The organism is Bradyrhizobium sp. BRP19 (assembly GCF_020194195.1).
GTDB classification, from domain to species: Bacteria; Pseudomonadota; Alphaproteobacteria; order Rhizobiales; family Xanthobacteraceae; genus Bradyrhizobium; species Bradyrhizobium yuanmingense.
In genome coordinates this window covers 33,592-53,516 of record NZ_JADYVZ010000021.1, presented here as the reverse complement: position 1 = coordinate 53,516, position 19,925 = coordinate 33,592, and the positions used below count along the sequence as shown (strand labels likewise).

Annotated in this window: 19 protein-coding genes; 12 read left to right on the top strand and 7 right to left on the bottom strand. The window is 65.5% G+C overall.

Going from position 1 to position 19,925, the window contains the following annotated elements; all coding sequences use genetic code 11:
* Window positions 1-58 precede the first annotated feature (58 nt).
* The 9 genes from I6F36_RS34130 (at window position 59) to I6F36_RS34090 (ending at window position 8,576) form a co-directional block, all read left to right on the top strand.
* The gene (locus I6F36_RS34130) at window positions 59-1,354 is read left to right on the top strand and encodes a glutamate-5-semialdehyde dehydrogenase (protein WP_225172945.1); all 1,296 of its coding nucleotides are present in this window, start codon (window positions 59-61) and stop codon (window positions 1,352-1,354) included.
* A 19-nt stretch (window positions 1,355-1,373) separates the two neighbouring features.
* Window positions 1,374-2,018, top strand: a complete 645-nt coding sequence (locus I6F36_RS34125) for a nicotinate-nucleotide adenylyltransferase (protein ID WP_036024650.1) — start codon at window positions 1,374-1,376, stop codon at window positions 2,016-2,018.
* Window positions 2,019-2,227: 209 nt separating this feature from the next.
* Window positions 2,228-2,584, top strand: a complete 357-nt coding sequence (gene rsfS, locus I6F36_RS34120) for a ribosome silencing factor (RefSeq protein ID WP_024338888.1) — start codon at window positions 2,228-2,230, stop codon at window positions 2,582-2,584.
* Between the two features lie 92 nt (window positions 2,585-2,676).
* Window positions 2,677-3,159 (top strand): 23S rRNA (pseudouridine(1915)-N(3))-methyltransferase RlmH, encoded by a 483-nt coding sequence (rlmH, locus tag I6F36_RS34115; protein WP_057026550.1) that lies wholly within the window; start codon window positions 2,677-2,679, stop codon window positions 3,157-3,159.
* A 32-nt stretch (window positions 3,160-3,191) separates the two neighbouring features.
* Window positions 3,192-4,571 carry a murein hydrolase activator EnvC gene (locus tag I6F36_RS34110; RefSeq protein ID WP_225152573.1) on the top strand — a complete coding sequence of 460 codons (1,380 nt, stop codon included), beginning with the start codon at window positions 3,192-3,194 and terminating at the stop codon, window positions 4,569-4,571.
* A complete protein-coding gene (locus tag I6F36_RS34105; protein WP_036008736.1) occupies window positions 4,568-5,929 on the top strand; it encodes a S41 family peptidase in 1,362 nt (453 codons plus the stop codon). Before I6F36_RS34110 ends, I6F36_RS34105 begins: the two co-directional genes overlap by 4 nt.
* 146 nt (window positions 5,930-6,075) lie before the next feature.
* On the top strand, window positions 6,076-7,296 hold the full coding sequence (locus I6F36_RS34100; RefSeq protein WP_128265204.1) for a divergent polysaccharide deacetylase family protein: 1,221 nt from the start codon (window positions 6,076-6,078) through the stop codon (window positions 7,294-7,296).
* 75 nt (window positions 7,297-7,371) lie between these two features.
* On the top strand, window positions 7,372-7,878 hold the full coding sequence (locus tag I6F36_RS34095) for an RNA pyrophosphohydrolase (protein ID WP_036024645.1): 507 nt from the start codon (window positions 7,372-7,374) through the stop codon (window positions 7,876-7,878).
* 197 nt (window positions 7,879-8,075) lie between these two features.
* The gene (locus I6F36_RS34090) at window positions 8,076-8,576 is read left to right on the top strand and encodes an RNA pyrophosphohydrolase (protein WP_036024643.1); all 501 of its coding nucleotides are present in this window, start codon (window positions 8,076-8,078) and stop codon (window positions 8,574-8,576) included.
* Window positions 8,577-8,745: 169 nt separating this feature from the next.
* On the opposite strand, the gene I6F36_RS34085 is transcribed toward I6F36_RS34090, so the two are convergent.
* The 5 genes from I6F36_RS34085 to I6F36_RS34065 form a co-directional block, all read right to left on the bottom strand.
* On the bottom strand, window positions 8,746-9,153 hold the full coding sequence (locus tag I6F36_RS34085; RefSeq protein WP_036008748.1) for a F0F1 ATP synthase subunit epsilon: 408 nt from the start codon (window positions 9,151-9,153) through the stop codon (window positions 8,746-8,748).
* Window positions 9,154-9,241: 88 nt separating this feature from the next.
* Complete coding sequence (gene atpD / locus I6F36_RS34080) at window positions 9,242-10,684, bottom strand: F0F1 ATP synthase subunit beta (RefSeq protein WP_036008750.1); 1,443 nt, start codon at window positions 10,682-10,684, stop codon at window positions 9,242-9,244.
* A gap of 34 nt (window positions 10,685-10,718) precedes the next feature.
* Window positions 10,719-11,591 (bottom strand): F0F1 ATP synthase subunit gamma, encoded by an 873-nt coding sequence (locus tag I6F36_RS34075; RefSeq protein ID WP_225114554.1) that lies wholly within the window; start codon window positions 11,589-11,591, stop codon window positions 10,719-10,721.
* Between the two features lie 170 nt (window positions 11,592-11,761).
* Window positions 11,762-13,291 (bottom strand): F0F1 ATP synthase subunit alpha, encoded by a 1,530-nt coding sequence (atpA, locus tag I6F36_RS34070; protein WP_036008755.1) that lies wholly within the window; start codon window positions 13,289-13,291, stop codon window positions 11,762-11,764.
* The gene (locus I6F36_RS34065; protein WP_057026555.1) at window positions 13,291-13,851 is read right to left on the bottom strand and encodes a F0F1 ATP synthase subunit delta; all 561 of its coding nucleotides are present in this window, start codon (window positions 13,849-13,851) and stop codon (window positions 13,291-13,293) included. The genes atpA and I6F36_RS34065 overlap by 1 nt, the downstream gene beginning before the upstream one ends.
* Window positions 13,852-14,509: 658 nt before the next feature.
* Between I6F36_RS34065 and I6F36_RS34060 the strand changes: the two genes are divergently transcribed.
* Window positions 14,510-15,007: a septal ring lytic transglycosylase RlpA family protein gene (locus tag I6F36_RS34060; protein WP_225141879.1), complete on the top strand. Its 498-nt coding sequence runs from the start codon at window positions 14,510-14,512 to the stop codon at window positions 15,005-15,007.
* Window positions 15,008-15,233: 226 nt separating this feature from the next.
* Here I6F36_RS34060 and I6F36_RS34055 read toward each other — a convergent pair whose 3' ends face one another.
* Window positions 15,234-17,438, bottom strand: a complete 2,205-nt coding sequence (locus I6F36_RS34055; RefSeq protein WP_225172944.1) for a primosomal protein N' — start codon at window positions 17,436-17,438, stop codon at window positions 15,234-15,236.
* Window positions 17,439-17,549: 111 nt separating this feature from the next.
* Here I6F36_RS34055 and I6F36_RS34050 point away from each other — a divergent pair, with 111 nt between their 5' ends.
* Window positions 17,550-18,515: a tyrosine recombinase XerC gene (locus I6F36_RS34050; protein WP_109141819.1), complete on the top strand. Its 966-nt coding sequence runs from the start codon at window positions 17,550-17,552 to the stop codon at window positions 18,513-18,515.
* A gap of 85 nt (window positions 18,516-18,600) precedes the next feature.
* Window positions 18,601-19,188: a DUF4337 domain-containing protein gene (locus I6F36_RS34045; RefSeq protein WP_036008765.1), complete on the top strand. Its 588-nt coding sequence runs from the start codon at window positions 18,601-18,603 to the stop codon at window positions 19,186-19,188.
* 189 nt (window positions 19,189-19,377) lie between these two features.
* Here I6F36_RS34045 and I6F36_RS34040 read toward each other — a convergent pair whose 3' ends face one another.
* Window positions 19,378-19,908 carry a hypothetical protein gene (locus I6F36_RS34040; protein ID WP_225172943.1) on the bottom strand — a complete coding sequence of 177 codons (531 nt, stop codon included), beginning with the start codon at window positions 19,906-19,908 and terminating at the stop codon, window positions 19,378-19,380.
* Window positions 19,909-19,925: the final 17 nt, after the last annotated feature.

The following is a 19,925-nucleotide window of genomic DNA, read 5'->3' as shown; positions in this document are numbered from 1 at the left end:
CTTCGCAAAAGCGGGATTTCCGTGCTAGGACACCGCCTTAGCAGAAGGTTTTGACCCCATGGCCGCCCCCCTCAAAGCCGTTGACAGCAATGCCGATCTTCAGGCGCTGATGTCCGATCTCGGAACCCGTGCCCGCGCTGCCGCGCGCGTGCTGGCGCTGGCGCCGCCGGAGCAGAAGAACCGCGCGCTGGAAGCCATGGAGCGGGCAATCCGCGCCAACTCGGCCGCGATCCTCGCCGCCAATGCGGAGGACGTCGCGGAGGCCCGTGCCGCCGGCAATGCCACCTCCTCCTTCATCGATCGCCTGACGCTGACGCCGGCGCGCATCGAAGGCATGGCCGAAGGCATCGGCATTGTGCGCGGCATCCCCGATCCCATCGGCGTCGTCACCGAGCGCTGGCAGCGGCCGAACGGCATGTCCATCGAGCGCGTGCGCGTGCCGCTCGGCGTCGTCGGCGTGATTTTTGAGAGCCGGCCCAATGTCGCGGCCGATGCCGGCGTGCTGTGCCTGAAGTCGGGCAATGCCGTGATCCTGCGCGGCGGCTCCGACAGTTTCCGCTCGTGCCGCGCCATCCATGAGTGCCTGGTGCAGGGCCTGCGCGAAGCCGGCCTGCCGGAAGCTGCGATCACGCTGGTGCCGACGCGCGACCGCGCCGCGGTCGGCATGATGCTGTCGGGCCTCAACGGCGCCATCGACGTGATCGTGCCGCGCGGGGGCAAGAGCCTCGTCGCGCGGGTCGAGCAGGAGGCGCGCGTGCCTGTCTTCGCGCATCTCGAAGGCGTCAACCACGTCTATATCGATGGCAGCGCCGACCTCGCCATGGCGAAGTCGATCGTGCTCAATGCCAAGATGCGACGCACCGGCGTCTGCGGCGCGGCCGAGACGCTGCTGGTCGATCGTGCCGCCGCTGGCAAGAACCTGAAGCCGCTGGTGGAGATGCTGCTCGATGCCGGCTGCGAGGTGCGCGGTGACGAGGCCGTGCAGAAGGCCGATGCGCGCGTCAAGCCGGCGAGCGAGGAGGATTGGGACACCGAATATCTCGACGCGATCATCGCGGCGAAGGTGGTGGACGGCGTCGAGGGCGCGATCGCGCACATCCAGGACCACGGCTCGCATCATACCGATGCCATCGTGAGCGCGGATGAGGCTGCGGCGAGCAAGTTCCTGAGCGAGGTCGATTCCGCGATCGTGCTCCACAACGCCTCGACGCAGTTTGCCGATGGCGGCGAGTTCGGGTTCGGCGCCGAGATCGGGATTGCCACCGGCCGCTTCCACGCCCGCGGCCCGGTCGGCGCCGAGCAATTGACGAGCTTCAAATATCGCGTCCGCGGCACCGGACAGACTCGGCCGTAGACGTCGCGGGGCGCGGGCATTGAGCAACAATCTCGTCGTGCCGCGCTTCGTGGCGCAAGCGGTTCCGCCCTCGACGCCGGGCATGCGCATCGGCCTGCTCGGCGGCTCGTTCAACCCGCCGCATCAGGCGCACCGCGCGATCAGCCGCTTCGCGCTGAAGCGATTGCAGCTCGATCGCGTCTGGTGGCTGGTTACGCCGGGCAATCCGCTCAAGGAGAACGGCACGCTGCACGAGCTCGGCGAGCGCATGCAGGCCGCGCGCGAGGTCGCCGATGATCCGCGCATCGAGGTGAGCTGTCTCGAATCCGTCATTCGCACCCGCTATACTATCGACACGATCAACACCTTGCGCCGCCGCTTTCCTGGCTTGCGCTTCGTCTGGATCATGGGCGCCGACAATCTCGCTCAATTCCATCGTTGGCAGGACTGGCGGCGCATCGCCGCCCAGGTGCCGATGGCCGTGATCGATCGCCCCCCGCAGAGTTTTCGCGCGCTCGGCTCGCCCGCGGCCCAGGCGTTATCGCGCTACCGTCTGCCCGAGAACAAGGCTGTCCAGCTTGCAGATCGGCCGGCACCGGCCTGGGTGTTCCTGACCGGATTGAAGCTGAATCTGTCCTCGACCGGCCTACGGAACCCGGACGGGAGCTGGAAAGGTACGAAGTGAGACGAAGTGTGCCGACCTGGTGGGGATTTCGGTCTCTCTGGCATATTGAAACCCTTAACCCCACATGATGTAGTGTAACCAGTGGGCGCCCGGATTCGGCGTTCGCGATACAGTGAAAGGAATGGTCCCTGACCGCATCTGTATTGTCCAAGTCTGTTTTACCCAAGGTTGCCAAGCCTACGCGTAAAACATCGACCAAAGCTGCGGCCTTGAAGGCGCAACCCGACGCCGACAAGACGCTGAGCCTGATCCTCTCCCGCCTCGAGGACATGAAGGCGGAAGAGACGGTCACCATCGACCTTCGCGGCAAATCGGCGTACTCCGACTACATGATCGTCACCACCGGCCGGGTGAACCGGCACGTCGGCGCGATCGCGGAGAACGTCACCAAGAGCCTCAAGGAAAACGGCATCAAAAACATCCATGTCGAGGGCTTGCCCAATTGCGACTGGGTGCTGATCGATTCCGGCGACGTGATCGTGCACGTGTTCCGACCCGAGGTCCGCGAGTTCTACAACCTCGAGAGGTTGTACACGCAGGGCCCAGGGGCGGCGAAGGCGATCTAGGCTCGAAGGCCGATTTCGAATCGGCTGACGCGCATGCTAGCGTCGTGCGCGCGCCTGTTGCGCGCGGTCTCGTCAACGCGACTCCTAAAATCATGCGTGTTGCTGTCATTGCGGTGGGCCGGCTGAAGCAGGGCCCCGAACGGGAGCTTGCAGACCGCTATTTCGAGCGGTTCGAGGAGGCTGGCCGCAAGCTTGGATTCCGCGAGCTCGGCATCCACGAAATTCCCGAAAGCCGCGCACGCGATGCGGCGACGCGGATGGCCGAAGAGGCCGCGGCAATCTCGGCGCATATTCCTGACAAGGCGATCCTGGTGGCGCTGGACGAGCGCGGCCAGAATCTCGAGTCCACCGTATTCGCACGGCATCTGGCGCGCTGGCGCGACGAGGGCGCCGGACATACTATCTTCGTGATCGGAGGGGCGGACGGACTTTCGCCCGAATTGCGCCGTAAGGCCAAGCTCGCGATCGCGTTCGGCTCTGCGACTTGGCCGCACCAAATGATCCGCGTCATGCTTCTGGAACAGCTGTATCGGGCCGCCACCATCCTGGCCGGCCATCCCTATCACCGCGCGTGATGCGCGCCACAACGAGCACCTTTGCCGACACGATGCGAGCGCCGCTCCTCAACCTGCTGCTGATCACCGGCCTTGCCGGCGCAAGCCTCTTCGCCGAAGAAAGCCTCGCCCAAGCCCAGACGCAAGGTCAGACAGTTGCGCCGTCGCCGCAGACTGCCGCCGTCTCGCCCGATGCGATCAAGCAGCGCGAGCAGGAGCTGGAGGCCGCGCGCGCGAGGCAACGAAGCGCGGAAGAAGCGCAGGCCAAGCTGAAGGCCGAGATCACTGCGCTCGGCCAGGACCGCACCCAGCTCAATCAGCAGCTGATCGACACCGCCGCCAATGTGCGCGCCGTGGAAACCAAGATCGACGAGGCCGAGGCGCGGCTGCGAACGCTGAACGGCCGCGAGCAGCAGATGCGCGCTTCGCTGGATTCGCGCCGTGCCGACATCGTCGAGGTGCTGGCGGCCTTGCAGCGCGCCGGCCGGCGCACGCCGCCGGCGCTGCTGGTGCGGCCCGAAGATGCGCTGCAATCCTTGCGCACCGCGATGCTGCTTGGCGCCGTCGTGCCGGAATTGCGCGGCCGCGCCGAGAAGATCGCAAGCGAGCTCGGCGAGCTCGTGGCCTTGCGCAAGACCATAGCCACCGAGCGCGATCAGCTCGCCTCCGACCGCGACAAGGTCAGGAGCGACCAGACCCGGCTCACCGCCCTGATCGAGGAACGGCAGCGTCAGCAGTCCGCGCGGGAAAAAGACCTCGACGCCGAAAGTGCGCGCGCGATCGCGCTGTCAAGGCAGGTCGGCGATCTCCAGGGGCTGATCGCCAAGATGGAGCAGGATCTGCAAACCGCCGCCAGGGCGGCCGAGAAGGCCGCAGAGGCCGCAAGGCAGGCCGAGGCCAAGGAGGCCAAACTGGCGGCGGCAAACGCGGCCGCCAGCGCCAAACAGGGCCCGGGCGCGTTCAAGGACAAGTCCCGCACCACCCCGGCGATCGCCTTCGCTTCGGCCAAGGGCCTCCTGCCGTTTCCGGTTAACGGTAACAAGATCAGGGACTTTGGCGGTTCCGACGGGGTCGGCGGCGTCCAGAAGGGCATTTCGCTGGCGACCAAGCCCGGCGCCCAGGTCACGACGCCGTGTGATGGCTGGGTTGTGTATGCCGGCCCATTCCGCAGCTATGGACAACTCTTGATCCTAAACGCCGGGGGCGGGTATCATGTCCTGATCGCCGGGATGGAGCGCATTTCGGTCAACATCGGCCAGTTTGTGCTCACGGGGGAGCCGGTCGCGACCATGGGGTCGACCTCTCAGGTCGCTTCCATTCTCGCCACCAATGCGAGTCAACCTGTGCTGTATGTCGAGTTCCGTAAAGACGGCACTCCAATCGATCCAGGCCCATGGTGGGCCGCAAATGAAGGCGAGAAGGTTCGCGGATGATGCGCAAGACTTCAGTAATCCTCCTCAGCGCCGCCACCGGTGCGGCGCTGACGCTGTTCGTGACCCAGCCGCGCGCGGTGTTCATGGGCTCCAGCGCGCGAGCCGCCACCGCGGACACCTATCGCCAGCTCAACCTGTTCGGCGACGTGTTCGAGCGCGTGCGCTCCGACTATGTCGAGAAGCCTGATGACACCAAGCTGATCGAATCCGCCATCAGCGGCATGCTTACCGGCCTCGATCCGCACTCGAGCTACATGGACGCGAAGAGCTTCCGCGACATGCAGGTGCAGACCCGCGGCGAGTTCGGCGGCCTCGGCATCGAGGTCACGATGGAGGACGGCCTGATCAAGGTGGTCTCGCCGATCGACGACACGCCCGCCTCGCGCGCCGGCGTCATGGCCAACGACATCATCACCAATCTCGACGACGAGGCGGTGCAGGGCCTGACCCTGAACCAGGCGGTCGAGAAGATGCGCGGTCCAGTCAACACCAAGATCAAGCTCAAGATCATCCGCAAGGGCCAGGACAATCCGCTCGACGTCACGCTGGTGCGCGACAACATCCGCGTCCGCTCGGTGCGCGCGCGCGTCGAGCAGGATGACATCGGCTATATCCGCATCACCACCTTCAACGAGCAGACCACCGAAGGCCTGAAGCGCGAGATCGGCAACCTCACGAACCAGATCGGCGGCGACAAGCTCAAGGGCTTCATCATCGACCTCCGCAACAATCCGGGCGGCCTGCTCGAGGAAGCGGTCACCGTCTCCGACTCGTTCCTCGAGAAGGGCGAGATCGTCTCGACCCGCGGCCGCAATGCCGAGGAGACCCAGCGCCGCGCCGCGCATACGGGCGACCTGACCAAGGGCAGGCCGGTCATCGTGCTGGTCAATGGCGGCTCGGCCTCGGCGTCGGAAATCGTCGCCGGCGCGCTGCAGGACCACAAGCGCGCGACCATCGTCGGCACGCGCTCGTTCGGCAAGGGCTCGGTGCAGACCATCATTCCGCTCGGCAGCGGCAACGGCGCGCTGCGGCTGACCACCGCGCGCTATTACACGCCGTCGGGCAAGTCGATCCAGGCCAAGGGCATCGTGCCCGATATCGAAGTGCTGCAGGACGTGCCGGACGAGCTGAAGTCGCGCACCGACACCAAGGGCGAGGCTTCGCTGCGCGGCCACCTGAAGAACGACGGCGACGAGAAGACGGGCTCGCAGTCCTACGTCCCGCCGGACGCCAAGGACGACAAGGCGCTCAAGCTCGCCGGCGACCTGCTCCACGGCATCAAGAACAGCGCCTCCGCGGCGCCGACGCCCGGCAACGACAACAAGGCGGCGACCGACAAGGCCAAAGCGGCGAACTAGGTCGGCGTATCACGCGATCCAGCGAAAGGGCGGCTTCCCGAAGCCGCCCTTTTTGCTTGGGAACTGCTGCTGCCTCCGGCCTATCCCGGCCTGCCGCCGCTTGACCTCGGCGTGGTATCGTCGGCTGGAGTGATTCGGGATCGCGCATGACTGAAACGGCCGATGATCTGAGCGCCCCGCTCGGACAGGATAAGCCGCGCCGCAAACGGCGGCTGCGGCTGCCGTTCACGTCTATGCAGCTGCTCGCTGTTCTGCTCGGCCTGTTCCTGGTTACCTTTGCCGGCTTCGCCATCTTCAACAAGGACCCGCTCGGCGGTGAGCCGATGAGCCGGATCGCGATCAACCAGCTCAGGCCGGCCGAGAAGGCCACGGACGACAAGTCTGCCATCGGCCAAGGCCAGGAAACCAAGCACGAGACCAAGGAAACGCCGAAGCAGGCCGCGCCCGGCGAGCAGAAGACCATCACCATGATCGATGGCTCCACCGGCGCCCGCCGCGACGTGGTGATCGGCGGGGGCGATGCCGCCGACAAGGGCGAGGCTGCATCCGCCCCGCCGCCCGTCATGACCGGGATCAATCCGAAGCTGCTGGAGAAATCGCGCTACGGCATGATCCCGGTGGTCGCCGACGGGCTGAGGCCGTTCAACGTCTATGCGGCGGACGCCGACCGCGCCAAGGCCGCCAAGATGCCGGTGGTCGCGATCGTGATCGGCGGCCTCGGCGTCGGCGCCGCCAAGACCCTGGACGCCATCATGAAGCTGCCGCCGGCGGTGACGCTGGCCTTCACGCCCTACGGCTCCGACCCCGGCAAGCTCGCCGAGCGGGCGCGGGCGCAGCGCCACGAGATCTTCCTCCAGATCCCGATGGAGCCCTACGACTTCCCCGACAACGATCCGGGGCCGCAGACGCTGCTGACCTCGCTCAGCCCCGACCAGAACATGGACCGCCTGTACTGGCACCTCAGCCGGATGCAGGGCTATGCCGGCCTCACCAATTTCATGGGCGCCCGCTTCATCGCCACGGAGCCGGCGATGCAGCCGATCATCCGCGAGGCGGCCAAGCGCGGGCTCGGCTTCTTCGACGACGGCTCCTCGCCCCGCAGCATCGCGCCCCAGGCCGCGGCGAACCAGGCCGTGCCGTTCGGCAAGGGCGATATCGCCATCGACGCGGTGCCGACGGCGACCGAGATCGACCGCGCCCTCAACAAGCTGGAATCGGCGGCGCGCGAGCGCGGCATCGCCGTCGGCACGGCCTCCGCCCTGCCCGTCTCGATCGAGCGCATCAGCGCCTGGACCAAGACACTGGGCGACCGAGGTATCCTTTTGGTGCCATTGACAACCGCGATGCTGAAATCAAAATCCAGCTAAATCAACGAATTGGTTCGGCGCGGGTCTCGCGGGGCCGGCATGCCTTCCCAAGAAGCAGGCAAGAGGTCTGGCGGAATGGCGCGTTACGAGGATCTGCCCTACCGGACCTGTGTCGGTGTGATGCTAATCAATCCAAAGGGACTGGTGTTCATCGGCCGCCGCGCCGGCGGCATCGAGCATGTCGACGACACCCACGTCTGGCAGATGCCGCAGGGCGGGGTCGATCCCGGCGAGGACACCTGGGAAGCGGCCAAGCGCGAGCTCTATGAGGAGACCAGCGTGCGCTCGGTCGAGCGGCTCGGCGAGGTCCCGGACTGGCTCACCTATGACATTCCGCGCACCGTTGCCGGGCGCGCCTGGAAGGGCCGCTACCGCGGCCAGCGCCAGAAATGGTACGCGGTGCGCTTCACCGGCAAGGACAGCGAGATCAACGTCGAGCATCCCGGCGGCGGCGGCCACAAGGCGGAATTCGTGAGCTGGCGCTGGGAGTCGATGAAGAATCTCCCTGAGTTGATCATCCCGTTCAAGCGCCCAGTCTATGAGCGCGTGGTGCAGGAATTTTCTGCGCTGGCGGAGGGGTGATCAGATCACCTGTCGCGGCTCGCTCGGTCGTCATCCCCGCGAAGGCGGGGATCCATACTCCCAGGCAGAAGCTGTGCGAAGGATAGCAGCCACGGCCTTTCAACCCATTGTGGCCTGTGGTTATGGATTCTCAGGTGCGCAATTGCGCACCAGAGCTCGCGCTTCGCGCGCCCCGGAATGACGAGAGAAGGTTACGCGTGACGACCCACAAACCCTACCGCCCGAACGTCGGCATCGCGCTGTTCAACGCCGACGGCCGCGTGCTGATCGGCCATCGCTTCAAGGGTGACGGACCCGAGATCATCCTGCCGGGGCTCGACTGGCAGATGCCGCAGGGCGGCGTCGACGAGGGCGAGAACCTGCGTGATGCGGCGATGCGCGAGCTGTGGGAGGAGACCAACGTCGTCAGTGCCGACTATCTCGGCGAGACCGACTGGTTCACCTATGAATTCCCGCCTTACGACGGACCGCAGACGCACCGGCTGGCGAAATTTCGCGGCCAGCGCCAGAAATGGTTCGCGCTGCGCTTCACCGGCACGGACGACGAGATCGATCCGCTGACGCCGCGCAACGGCCAGCCCGCCGAGTTCGACGCCTGGCGCTGGGAGCGCCTCGGCCGTGTCGCCGACCTCGTGGTGCCGTTCCGCCGCGAGGTCTACCGCGCGGTGGCACAGGAGTTTGCGCACCTCGCCGACTGAACTCTCGAAAACAACCCCATGCACAGTAGCGAAGTGTCTGGCGCGCCGCGATAAAATAGGCGACAGCGCCAGCGATAGCGCAATAAAGTTCAGCGCCCGCCACGACCGTGACGAGCGCTGAAACTGTTCAGGAATTTGGAGATCGAGCCCCGGAGCGGTGCCCCGGGGCTTAGTGCATAGCCGTGGCGTTGAGCTGATGCTGGATGCTCTTGAAGTGGTCGAGCCGCTCGATGGCCTGATCGAGCTCGGTGCCTTCGTGCTCCTTCAAGTTCTCTTCCATCTCCGCGATCGTCTCGGCGAACTGGACACGGTCGAGCTCGTCCAGCGAGGTCGCGACGTCGGCGAGCACGGTGAGACCCTTTTCGGAGACTTCGGCAAGGCCGCCGAGCACGATGATCTTCTCGTGGCGGCCGCCGGTGGTGACGGTGAGGATGCCGGGCCGGATCGCAGCTACGACCGGCGCATGCCCCGCCAGCACGCCGAAATCACCCTCGGCGCCGGGGATGTCGACCTGATCGACCTCACCCGAGAAGGCGAGCTTTTCCGGAGAGACGAGATCGAAATGGAAGGTGGCCATGGGAAACCTTGCGAATGGTGAGTAGCGAATGGCGAGTGGCGAAGAGAGCAGCGCGTCTATTCGCTACTCCCTATTCGCCATTCGCACCTTAGGCCGCTTCCGCCGCCAGCTTCTTGCCCTTTTCGACAGCCTCTTCGATGGTGCCGACCATGTAGAAGGCAGCTTCCGGCAGGTGGTCGTACTTGCCTTCGACCAGGCCCTTGAAGCCCTTGATGGTGTCGGCGAGATCCACGAACTTGCCCGGCGAACCCGTGAAGATTTCGGCGACGTGGAACGGCTGCGACAGGAAGCGCTCGATCTTGCGGGCGCGGGCCACCGTCAGCTTGTCCTCTTCCGAAAGCTCGTCCATGCCGAGAATGGCGATGATGTCCTGGAGCGACTTGTAGCGCTGCAGCACCTGCTGGACCTGACGGGCGACGGTGTAGTGCTCCTCGCCGACGACCAGCGGCGAGAGCATGCGCGAGGTCGAGTCGAGCGGGTCCACCGCCGGATAGATGCCCTTTTCCGAGATCGCGCGCGACAGCACCGTGGTGGCGTCCAAGTGCGCGAACGAGGTTGCGGGCGCCGGGTCGGTCAAGTCGTCGGCCGGCACGTAGATGGCCTGCACCGAGGTGATCGAGCCCTTTTGCGTGGTGGTGATGCGCTCCTGCAGCGCGCCCATGTCGGTCGCGAGCGTCGGCTGATAACCCACCGCCGAAGGAATACGGCCGAGCAGCGCCGACACTTCCGAACCCGCTTGCGTGAAGCGGAAGATGTTGTCGACGAAGAACAGCACGTCCTGGCCCTGGTCGCGGAAGTGCTCGGCGACGGTCAGACCGGTCAGGCCGACGCGGGCGCGGGCGCCCGGCGGCTCGTTCATCTGACCGAACACCAGCGCGCACTTCGACTTCACGCTCGGATCCGGATTGTGCGGGTCGGCGTTGACCTTGGACTCGATGAACTCGTGATAGAGGTCGTTGCCCTCGCGGGTGCGTTCGCCGACGCCGGCGAACACGGAGTAACCGCCGTGCGCCTTCGCGACGTTGTTGATCAGCTCCTGAATCAGCACGGTCTTGCCGACGCCGGCGCCGCCGAACAGGCCGATCTTGCCGCCCTTCGCATACGGAGCGAGCAGATCGACGACCTTGATGCCGGTGACGAGAATTTCGGCTTCAGTCGATTGGTCGGTGTAGGTCGGCGCTTCCTGGTGGATGGCGCGGGTGCCTTCCGACTTGATCGGGCCGGCCTCGTCGATCGGCTCGCCGATGACGTTCATGATGCGGCCCAGCGTACCGTCCCCCACGGGAACCGAGATCGGCTGACCGGTGTCGGTCACTTCCTGGCCGCGCACCAGACCTTCGGTGGCGTCCATCGCGATGGTGCGGACGGTCGACTCGCCGAGATGCTGCGCGACTTCCAGCACCAGGCGGTTGTTGCCGTTCTTGGTTTCGAGCGAGTTGAGAATGGCCGGCAGGTGGCCTTCGAACTGCACGTCGACGACGGCGCCCATGACCTGGGTAACGCGACCGATCTGTGTGGCTGCTGTAGCCATTTACTGTCTCCTTCGATCCGAATTTCGTGTCCGGTCAGACTGCTTCTGCGCCGGAGATGATTTCGATGAGTTCCTTGGTGATCTGAGCCTGACGCGTGCGGTTGTAGACCAGCGTCTGCTTGCGGATCATTTCCCCGGCGTTGCGGGTGGCGTTGTCCATCGCCGACATCTGCGCACCGTAGAACGAGGCGTTGTTCTCGAGCAGGGCGCGGAAGATCTGCACGGCGAGATTGCGCGGCAACAGGCGCGTGAGGATCTCGTCCTCTTCCGGCTCGTATTCGTACGACGTCGTGTTGGCGGCACCGCCCTCCTCGATGACCAGCGGGATGACCTGCTGGGCGGTCGGGATCTGCGCGATCACCGACTTGAATTGCGAGTAGAACAGCGTGCAGACGTCGAACTCGCCGTTGTCGAACCGCGCCAGAACCTTCTTGGCGATCTCCTCGGCGTTGACGAAACCGAGCTGGCGGACGCTGCGCAGGTCCATGTGCTCGACGATCTGCTTGTCGAACTGGCGGCGGAGCTGCTCGTAACCCTTGCGGCCGACGCAGAAGAATTTCACCTCCTTGCCCTGCGCAGCGAGCGCCAGAGCGCGCTCGCGGGCGAGACGCACGATCGAGGAGTTGAAGGCGCCGGACAGGCCGCGCTCGCCGGTGCAGACCAGCAGCAGATGAACCTGGTCCCGGCCGGTGCCGGCCAGCAGCACCGGTGCGCCGGGCGAGCCGACCGCGGCGCTGGCGATGTTGGAGATCACCGCGCTCATCTTGTCGGCATAGGGACGCGCCGCTTCCGCGGCGGTCTGCGCGCGGCGCAGCTTGGAGGCCGCGACCATCTGCATGGCCTTGGTGATCTTTTGCGTCGCCTTGGTGGAGGCGATGCGGACGCGCATGTCTTTAAGTGACGCCATTCTTCGTCCCCAGCGATCAGCCTGCGGCTCGACCGCGACCCTATCCTTTCGTCATGCCCGGGCGTGTCCCGGGCATCCACGTTCTCCGTCTTCCACGCACAAGACGTGGATGGCCGGGACTTCAGTTGCGAAGACGCGCTTCGCGCTTTGGCCCGGCCATGACGGCCTTCTTACGAGAAAGACTTCGCGAAGCCCTCGACCACCGACTTCAGCTTGGCAGCGGTATCGTCGGAGAGATCGCGGCTGTCGCGAATCGCGTTGAGGATGTCGGCGTGCTTGCCGCGCAGCAGCGACAGCAGGCCGTCCTCGAACGCGCGCACCTTGTTGAGCGGGAGCGGATCGAGATAGCCGTTGGTGCCGGCCCAGATCACGCAGACCTGCTCTTCCATCTTCAGCGGCGAGAACTGCGGCTGCTTGAGCAGCTCGGTGAGGCGCGAGCCGCGGTTGAGCAGGCGCTGGGTCGAGGCGTCGAGGTCGGAGCCGAACTGCGCGAACGCCGCCATTTCGCGGTACTGCGCGAGCTCGCCCTTGATCTTGCCGGCGACCTTCTTGGTGGCCTTGGTCTGCGCCGACGAACCGACGCGCGACACCGACAGACCGACGTTCACGGCAGGACGGATGCCCTGGAAGAACAGGTCGGTTTCCAGGAAGATCTGGCCGTCGGTGATCGAGATGACGTTGGTCGGGATGTAAGCCGACACGTCGTTGGCCTGGGTTTCGATGACAGGCAGCGCCGTCAGCGAGCCCGAGCCCATGTCCTTGTTCAGCTTCGCCGCGCGCTCGAGCAGGCGGGAGTGCAGATAGAACACGTCGCCGGGATAGGCTTCGCGGCCCGGCGGGCGGCGCAGCAGCAGCGACATCTGACGGTAGGCGACGGCCTGCTTGGACAGATCGTCATAGATGATGACCGCGTGCATGCCGTTGTCGCGGAAGTACTCGCCCATGGTGCAGCCGGTAAAGGGCGCGATGTACTGCATCGGCGCCGGATCGGAGGCGGTGGCGGCGACGACGATCGAGTATTCGAGCGCGCCCTGCTCTTCCAGCACCTTCACGAACTGGGCGACGGTCGAACGCTTCTGGCCGACCGCGACGTAGACGCAGTACAGCTTGATGTTCTCGTCCGGCTGCGCGTTGAGCGGCTTCTGGTTCAGGATGGTGTCGAGCGCGATCGCGGTCTTACCGGTCTGGCGGTCGCCGATGATCAGCTCGCGCTGGCCGCGGCCGATCGGGATCAGGGCGTCGATGGCCTTGAGGCCGGTTGCCATCGGCTCGTTCACCGATTTGCGCGGAATGATGCCGGGCGCCTTGACGTCGACGCGCATGCGCTTCTCAGCCTGGATCGGGCCCTTGCCGTCGATGGGATTGCCGAGCGCGTCGACGACGCGGCCAAGCAGGCCCTTGCCGACCGGCGCGTCCACGATGGCGCGGGTGCGCTTGACGGTCTGGCCTTCCTTGATCTCGCGGTCGGCACCGAAAATAACGACACCGACGTTGTCGGTTTCGAGGTTCAGCGCCATGCCGCGGGTGCCGTTCTCGAACTCGACCATTTCACCGGCCTGGACGTTGTCCAGACCGTAGACGCGGGCGATACCGTCGCCGACGGACAGCACCTGTCCGACTTCGGAGACTTCAGCTTCCTGGCCGAAATTCTTGATCTGGTCCTTGAGGATCGCGGAAATTTCCGCGGCGCGGATGTCCATCAGCCTGCCTCTTTCATCGCGTGCTTGATCGAATTGAGTTTGGTGCGAAGCGAACCATCCACCATGCGGCTGCCCAGCTTGACGACGAGGCCACCGATAATCGAGGGATCGACTTTCACGTTCAGCGCGACGTCCTTGCCGGTCACCGACTTCAGGGCAACCTTGAGGGCATCGAGATTCTTGTCAGAGAGCGCCTCCGCCACCGTCACGTCGGCCGTCGTCTCGCCCTTGAACCGGGCCACGAGGGCGCGGTAGGCGCGGCTGACGTCGGCCACCGCGAACAGGCGGCGATTGGCGGTCAGCACTTTCAGAAAGTTGGCGGTGATGCCGGCGATGCCCACCTTGTCCAGCACGGCCGAAAGGGCCTTGGACTGGGCATCGGCGGCGAACACCGGGCTGCGGACGAGGCGCTTGAGATCAGCGCTTTCGTTCAGCAAGGCATCGAATTTATCAAGATCGGCTTTGACCTCGTCGACCACGTTCTGGTCGCGGGCCAGCTCGAACAAGGCCGTTGCATAACGGCCGGACACACCTGAAACGGACGTATCTTCTGCAGCCACAGACGCGCTCTTTTTGCTGTCAAACTCGCAAGGGAAAAACCGTCGCCACGAAGCGGCGCCTAGCGATCCAAGCCCTTGGAATTCAAGCGGGACTTCGATTTTCGACCAGCACGGGAGGTGCCGGGCTCGTTAAAATCGCGGCTTTGCTAACATAGCAGGTGCGCAGGTGCAACATGACGCCAAACTAAAGGCATGAGGTTCTGTCGCCAGTTCGTCGCAGCCTCGCAACACATTGCGCGCGGGAGGGGCCGACCGAGGCGGCGACTGCCACGTCACGGAATTCAGCGCCGGCCCTGCCGCGATACCTTCCATTGGTTCCTGCCCCCAGCGCATAGCGGCCATGAACACGGATCGCTGAGGCGTGAATCCGTTCCCACCGGTTCCATCCGCTGAATACTTAGCGAATTCTAAACGCTAGGGGCGATGACTTCGCTTTACAGTATTCGCAAGTAATATAGAGGTTAATAAATCGTTAAAGGCGAAGATTACGGAACATCGGCTGAATATCTCGCGACGGTAACAAGATATTTCATGACGACACATACCGGATTTACTGCCCAATTCACGCCTCATTGGGAATCGAAACGCCAAATCGCTCACAAACTGATGGGGGCTCCACTTGCCACAAATGTGGCAATACTAGCTTAGGGACCATTAAATGCTGTCTTTGAAGACGCTGGGCTTTGCGACCCGGCCGCGTACGGCGATTGCTTTCGTCGCCGCAACTCTCCTCGTCGGTGGAACTGCCACCGAAGCTTCCGCCAAATCCCGGCATCACCGGCATCACCACCGCCACCACGCCCAGACCGAGGCCAACGCGACCGCCGATTGGCGCAATGCCAATGCGTCGATGACACCGACCTCCGGCACGGGCCGCAGCTTCTCCGGCATCGCGTCCTTTTACGGCAATGAGTCCGGTAGCAAGACCGCCTCGGGCCAGCGCTTCAACCAGAACGCCATGACCGCGGCGCACCGTTCGCTGCCCTTCGGCACCAAGCTGCGCGTCACCCATGGCAGCCAGAGCGTCATCGTCACCATCAATGACCGCGGCCCGTTCATTCGCGGGCGTGTGCTCGACCTCTCCACGGGTGCCGCCCGCGCCATTGGCCTCACCAGTCGCGGCGTCGGCCGCGTCACCGCGGAAGTCGTCTCCTAAAGGCGCGATCCGCGCCTGATCGAACGCGCAGTTTTCATCAGTTTGCTGCGCACGTGAAACAAGCCCGCGGTCTTGGGGGACCGCGGGCTTTTTTTGTTTTGTCATTCCGGGGCGCGCGGAGCGCGAACCCGGAATCCATTCATCCACAAACTCTGCCGCCCGATGGATTCCGGGCTCGCGCTACGCGCGCCCCGGAATGACAGTAGAGGGTATGGCTGCGGTGGCCCTACAAAAAGCTCTGCGGATCGACGTCGACTTCCAGCTTCAGATTGCCTGTCGGCTTCGGGCAGACCGCGAGCCAGTTGCGCAAATAGTCCGACAGGTCGAAACCGCGCGCCGATTTCACCAGGATGCGGAAGCGGTAGCGGCCCTTGATGACGGCGAGCGGCGCTTCGGCGGGGCCGAGCACGACGACGCGCTCGTCGCGCGGCGCGAGCGCGACGAGCTTGCGGCCGAAGCCTTCGGCGCCCGGGCGATCGCCGGCGGAGATGATGAGGCTGGCGAGCCGGCCGAACGGCGGATAGAGCGTCTTTTCGCGCAGCTCGATCTCGCTGTCGTAGAAGGCCTCGCGGTCGCAGGCGATCAGCGCCCGCATCACGGGATGGTCGGGCTGATGGGTCTGGAGATAGCCGACGCCGCGGCCCTGCTCGCGGCCCGCGCGGCCGATTACCTGATTGAGCAATTGCCAGGTGCGCTCCGCCGCGCGCGGATCGCCGTTGGAAAGGCCGAGATCGGCATCGACCACGCCGACCAGATTGAGCCGCGGGAAGTTGTGGCCCTTGGCCACGAGCTGCGTGCCGATGATGATGTCGACGCGGCCCTCCGCGATCTCGGCGAGCTCGCTTCGCATGGTCTCAATCGAGGTGATGAGATCGCTCGACAGCACCATGGTGCGGGCTTGCGGGAACAGCGCGGCCGCCTCCTCCTGCAGGCGCTCGACGCCGGGTCCGACCGCGACCAGCGATTCCTCGGCCGAACAGTTCGGGCAGATGTGCGGGCGCGGCATCGAGAAGCCGCAATGGTGACAGACGAGGCGCTGGCGAAAGCGATGATCGACCAGCCAGGCATCGCAGATGGTGCAGGCGAAGCGATGGCCGCAGGCACGGCACAGCGTCAGCGGCGCATAGCCGCGGCGATTGAGGAAGAGCAGCGCCTGCTCGCGCCGCTCGATCGCGGTCCTGATCTCGCCGGCGAGCCGCGGCGAGATGAAGCGGCCGCGCGCGGGCGGCTCGCGGCGCAAATCGATGGCCTCGATATGCGGCATGTGCTGGCCGCCGAAGCGCGAGGGCAGCGCGATGCGCTGATAGCGGTTCTTGCGCGCATTGACCTCGGATTCGACCGACGGCGTCGCGGAGGCCAGCACGACCGGGATTTTTGCGATATGCCCGCGCACCACCGCCATGTCACGGGCGTGGTAGTGCACGCCGTCGTCCTGCTTGTAGGCCTGGTCGTGCTCCTCATCGACGACGATGAGGCCAAGATTGGCGTAAGGGAGAAACAGCGCCGAACGCGCGCCGACCACGACCGGCGCCGAACCTTCGGAGATCGCGGCCCAATTGCGCGCGCGGGTGCGCGGGGTGAGCTCGGAATGCCATTCGATCGGCCGCACGCCAAAACGCTGCGCGAAGCGATCGAGGAACTGGCCGGTCAGCGCGATCTCCGGCATCAGGATCAGCGCCTGCTTGCCGCGGCGGATCACCTCGGCGACCGCTTCGAAATAGACCTCGGTCTTGCCCGAGCCGGTGACGCCGTCGAGCAGCGCGACATGAAAGGTGCCGTTGGCCGCGAGCGCGCGCATCGCATCCACACCGGCACGCTGCAGCGGCGAAAAATCCGGCCGGCCGAATTCCGGATCGGGTGCCGGCGGCGGAGGCGGCGGCGGCATTGGCTCAACCGTGAGCGTGCCTTCATCGACGAGGCCGTCGATCACGCCCGAGGAGACGCCGGCCTCCTTGGCCGCCTCGGACTTGCCGTGCAGCAGCCGGTCCGACAGCAGCGCGATGACACGCTGGCGCGCCGGCGTCAGACGCTTCGGCGGATTGCCGGTCAGGCGCACGCCGGCGCGCACCCGCTCCGGGCCGAGATTTTCGCCCATGCGCAGGCACATGCGCAGCACCATGCCGCGCGGGCTCAGCGTGTAATTGGCGACCCAGTCCACCACCTGGCGCAGCTCCGGCTTGAGCGGCGGGATATCGAGCTTCTCGCTGACCTCCTTGAGGCGGTTGTGCAGGCGCGGATCGGGATTGGCGTTCTCGCCCCAGATCACGGCCAGCACCTCGCGCGGACCGAGCGGCACGCCGACGAGGTCGCCCGCCTTCAGCTCCATGCCGCGCGGCACCTTGTAGGAATAGGTCTGGTCGAGCGCGACCGGCACCAGCACGTCGACCATGCGGGTGGCGGGGGCGGCGGTGTTGCGCGGCGATTGGTCCATGAGCGGGAATCGGAACCTTGAGGCCTTGAGGCTAGCGCCGCGCGGCGGCCTTAGCGAACGATAAACGAGTGTGATGCGATATACTGTGCGGAATCACCACGTCCAGAGCGCATGAGCAAAGCGGTCGCCCCACACATCGAGCTCGCCAGCGCCGATCCCTCGATCGCGCAGGAGATGGCGCGCTGGCTGGCGCATCTCGGCGCCGAGCGGCGGCTGTCGCCGAAGACGCTGGAGGCCTATGGCCGCGATCTGCGGCAATGCCTGGATTTCCTCAGCAATCATTGGGGCGAGCGGGTCACGCTGGAGCGGTTTGCAGCGCTGGAAGCCACCGACGTGCGCGCCTTCATGGCGATGCGCCGGGCCGACGACATTGCCGGCCGCAGCCTGATGCGCGCGCTGGCGGGCCTGCGCTCGTTCGGACGTTTTCTGGAGCGCGAGGGCAAGGGCAAGGTCGGCGCATTGTCGGCGATCCGCGCGCCGAAGGTCGCCAAGAGCCTGCCGAAGCCGCTGCCGATGGCATCGGCCAAACGTCTTGCCGACGCCGACGAGCGCGCCGGCGAGGAGCGCGAGACCTGGATCCTGGCGCGCGATGCCGCGGTGATGGCGCTGCTCTATGGCTCGGGCCTGCGCATCTCCGAGGCGCTGGGTCTCAAGCGCCGCGAGGTGCCGAAACCCGGCGAAGGCGACGTGCTGGTCGTGACCGGCAAGGGCAACAAGACCCGCATGGTGCCGGTGCTGCAGAACGTGCTGGCGCTGGTGCAGGAGTACGTCGCGATGTGCCCCTATCCGCTTCCGGCGGACGGCCCGATCTTCGTCGGCGCGCGCGGCGGCCCCTTGAGCCCGCGCATCATCCAGCTCGCGATGGAGCGGCTGCGCGGCGCGCTGGGACTTCCCGACAGCGCCACGCCGCACGCGCTGCGGCATTCCTTCGCCACGCATCTGCTCTCGCGCGGCGGCGATCTGCGCGCCATCCAGGAATTGCTCGGCCATTCCTCGCTGTCGACCACGCAGGTCTATACCGGCATCGATTCCGAGCGGCTGCTCGAGGTGTATGCCAGCGCCCATCCGCGGCGCTGACACACTCTCGTCATAGCTCGCGTGCCTCTTGCACAGCGCCCACGGTTCGGTCAAATCGTGGGAACCGGCACAGGAGGGACATTATATGGGCGCACATGAAAGCATGGAGCATGCCGAGCACGCCGAACACGCGTCCGGCTCGAACAAGAAGATCGCTCTTCTGATCGCCGTGCTGGCGCTGTTCCTGGCGATCTCGGAGACGCTCGGCAAGGGTGCCCAGACCGAATCGATCAGCAAGAACGTCGAGGCCGCCAATCTCTGGGCATTCTTCCAGGCCAAGAGCATCCGCCGCACCGTGGTGGTGACCGCGGCGGAACAGGGCAAGCTGACACTGGCCGCCGCGGCCGAGGCGCAGAAGCCCGCCGTGCAGAAGCAGATCGACGACTGGACCAAGACCGCGCAGCGCTACCGCTCCGAGCCCGAGACCGGCGAAGGCACCGAGCAGCTTGCGGACAAGGCCAAGCACGCCGAGCACGCCCGCGACGAGGCGACCGCGAAGTACCACCATTTCGAGCTGGCCTCGGCCGCCTTCCAGATCGGCATCGTGCTGGCGTCCGCCACCATCATCACCGGCATGATCGCGCTCGCCTATGTCGGCGGCGCGCTGACGATCGCCGGCCTGTTCATGACCGCGCTCGGCCTGTGGTGGCCGCATCTGCTGCATTTGCATTGAGGTGTTGAGGCCGGGTTCTCACCGCGTCATTGCGAGGAGCCCTTGCGACGAAGCAATCCAGACTGCCTCCGGGGAAAGATACTGGATTGCTTCGCTGCGCTCGCAATGACGGAGGATAGAGCGGGGACGCCTGTCCCGGATTGCGCTGCGCTCCATCCGGGCTACGGACGGTCCTTGTGGTGGCGAAGATCACCGCGCCTGGTGCACGCTCTTCCTGAAGCGCTGGATCATACGCAGCGTGCGGTAGGACCAGCCTTCGCCGTTGCCGGCGATCAGCTCGCGGATGCGGCGCTTGATCGGGTCGACCAGCTCCGCGGCCTTAGCGCGGATCTTCAGCACCAGGGCGTAGATCCGCCCGAACCAGCGCATCTCCAGAAGCTTGGCGCGCGTGACGTCGAACACGAAGGCGGTGACGCCGACGCCGACAAGCTTTCCGAACACGATCGTGAAGAACGCACCGGTCCAGTATTCATGCGCGAGCAGCCACAGCCCGACCAGCTTGAGCGGAAACAGCGGGACGACGGGCACCGCAAACACGAGCAGCGTCATGGCCGGCGAGAGCGCATCGACGCGCTCCGTCAGCCAATGCTTGAAGCGCGCCAGCGGGATGGCTGCGACGATCCTGGCGACGATCGGCTCGAGATGATCCCACAGCCAGGCTTCGATCAGGAAGATGATCGCAAGCAGGACCCAGACCGGTTGAAGAAGGCGGCGCAGCATGTGTTTCCCGCCCGGTT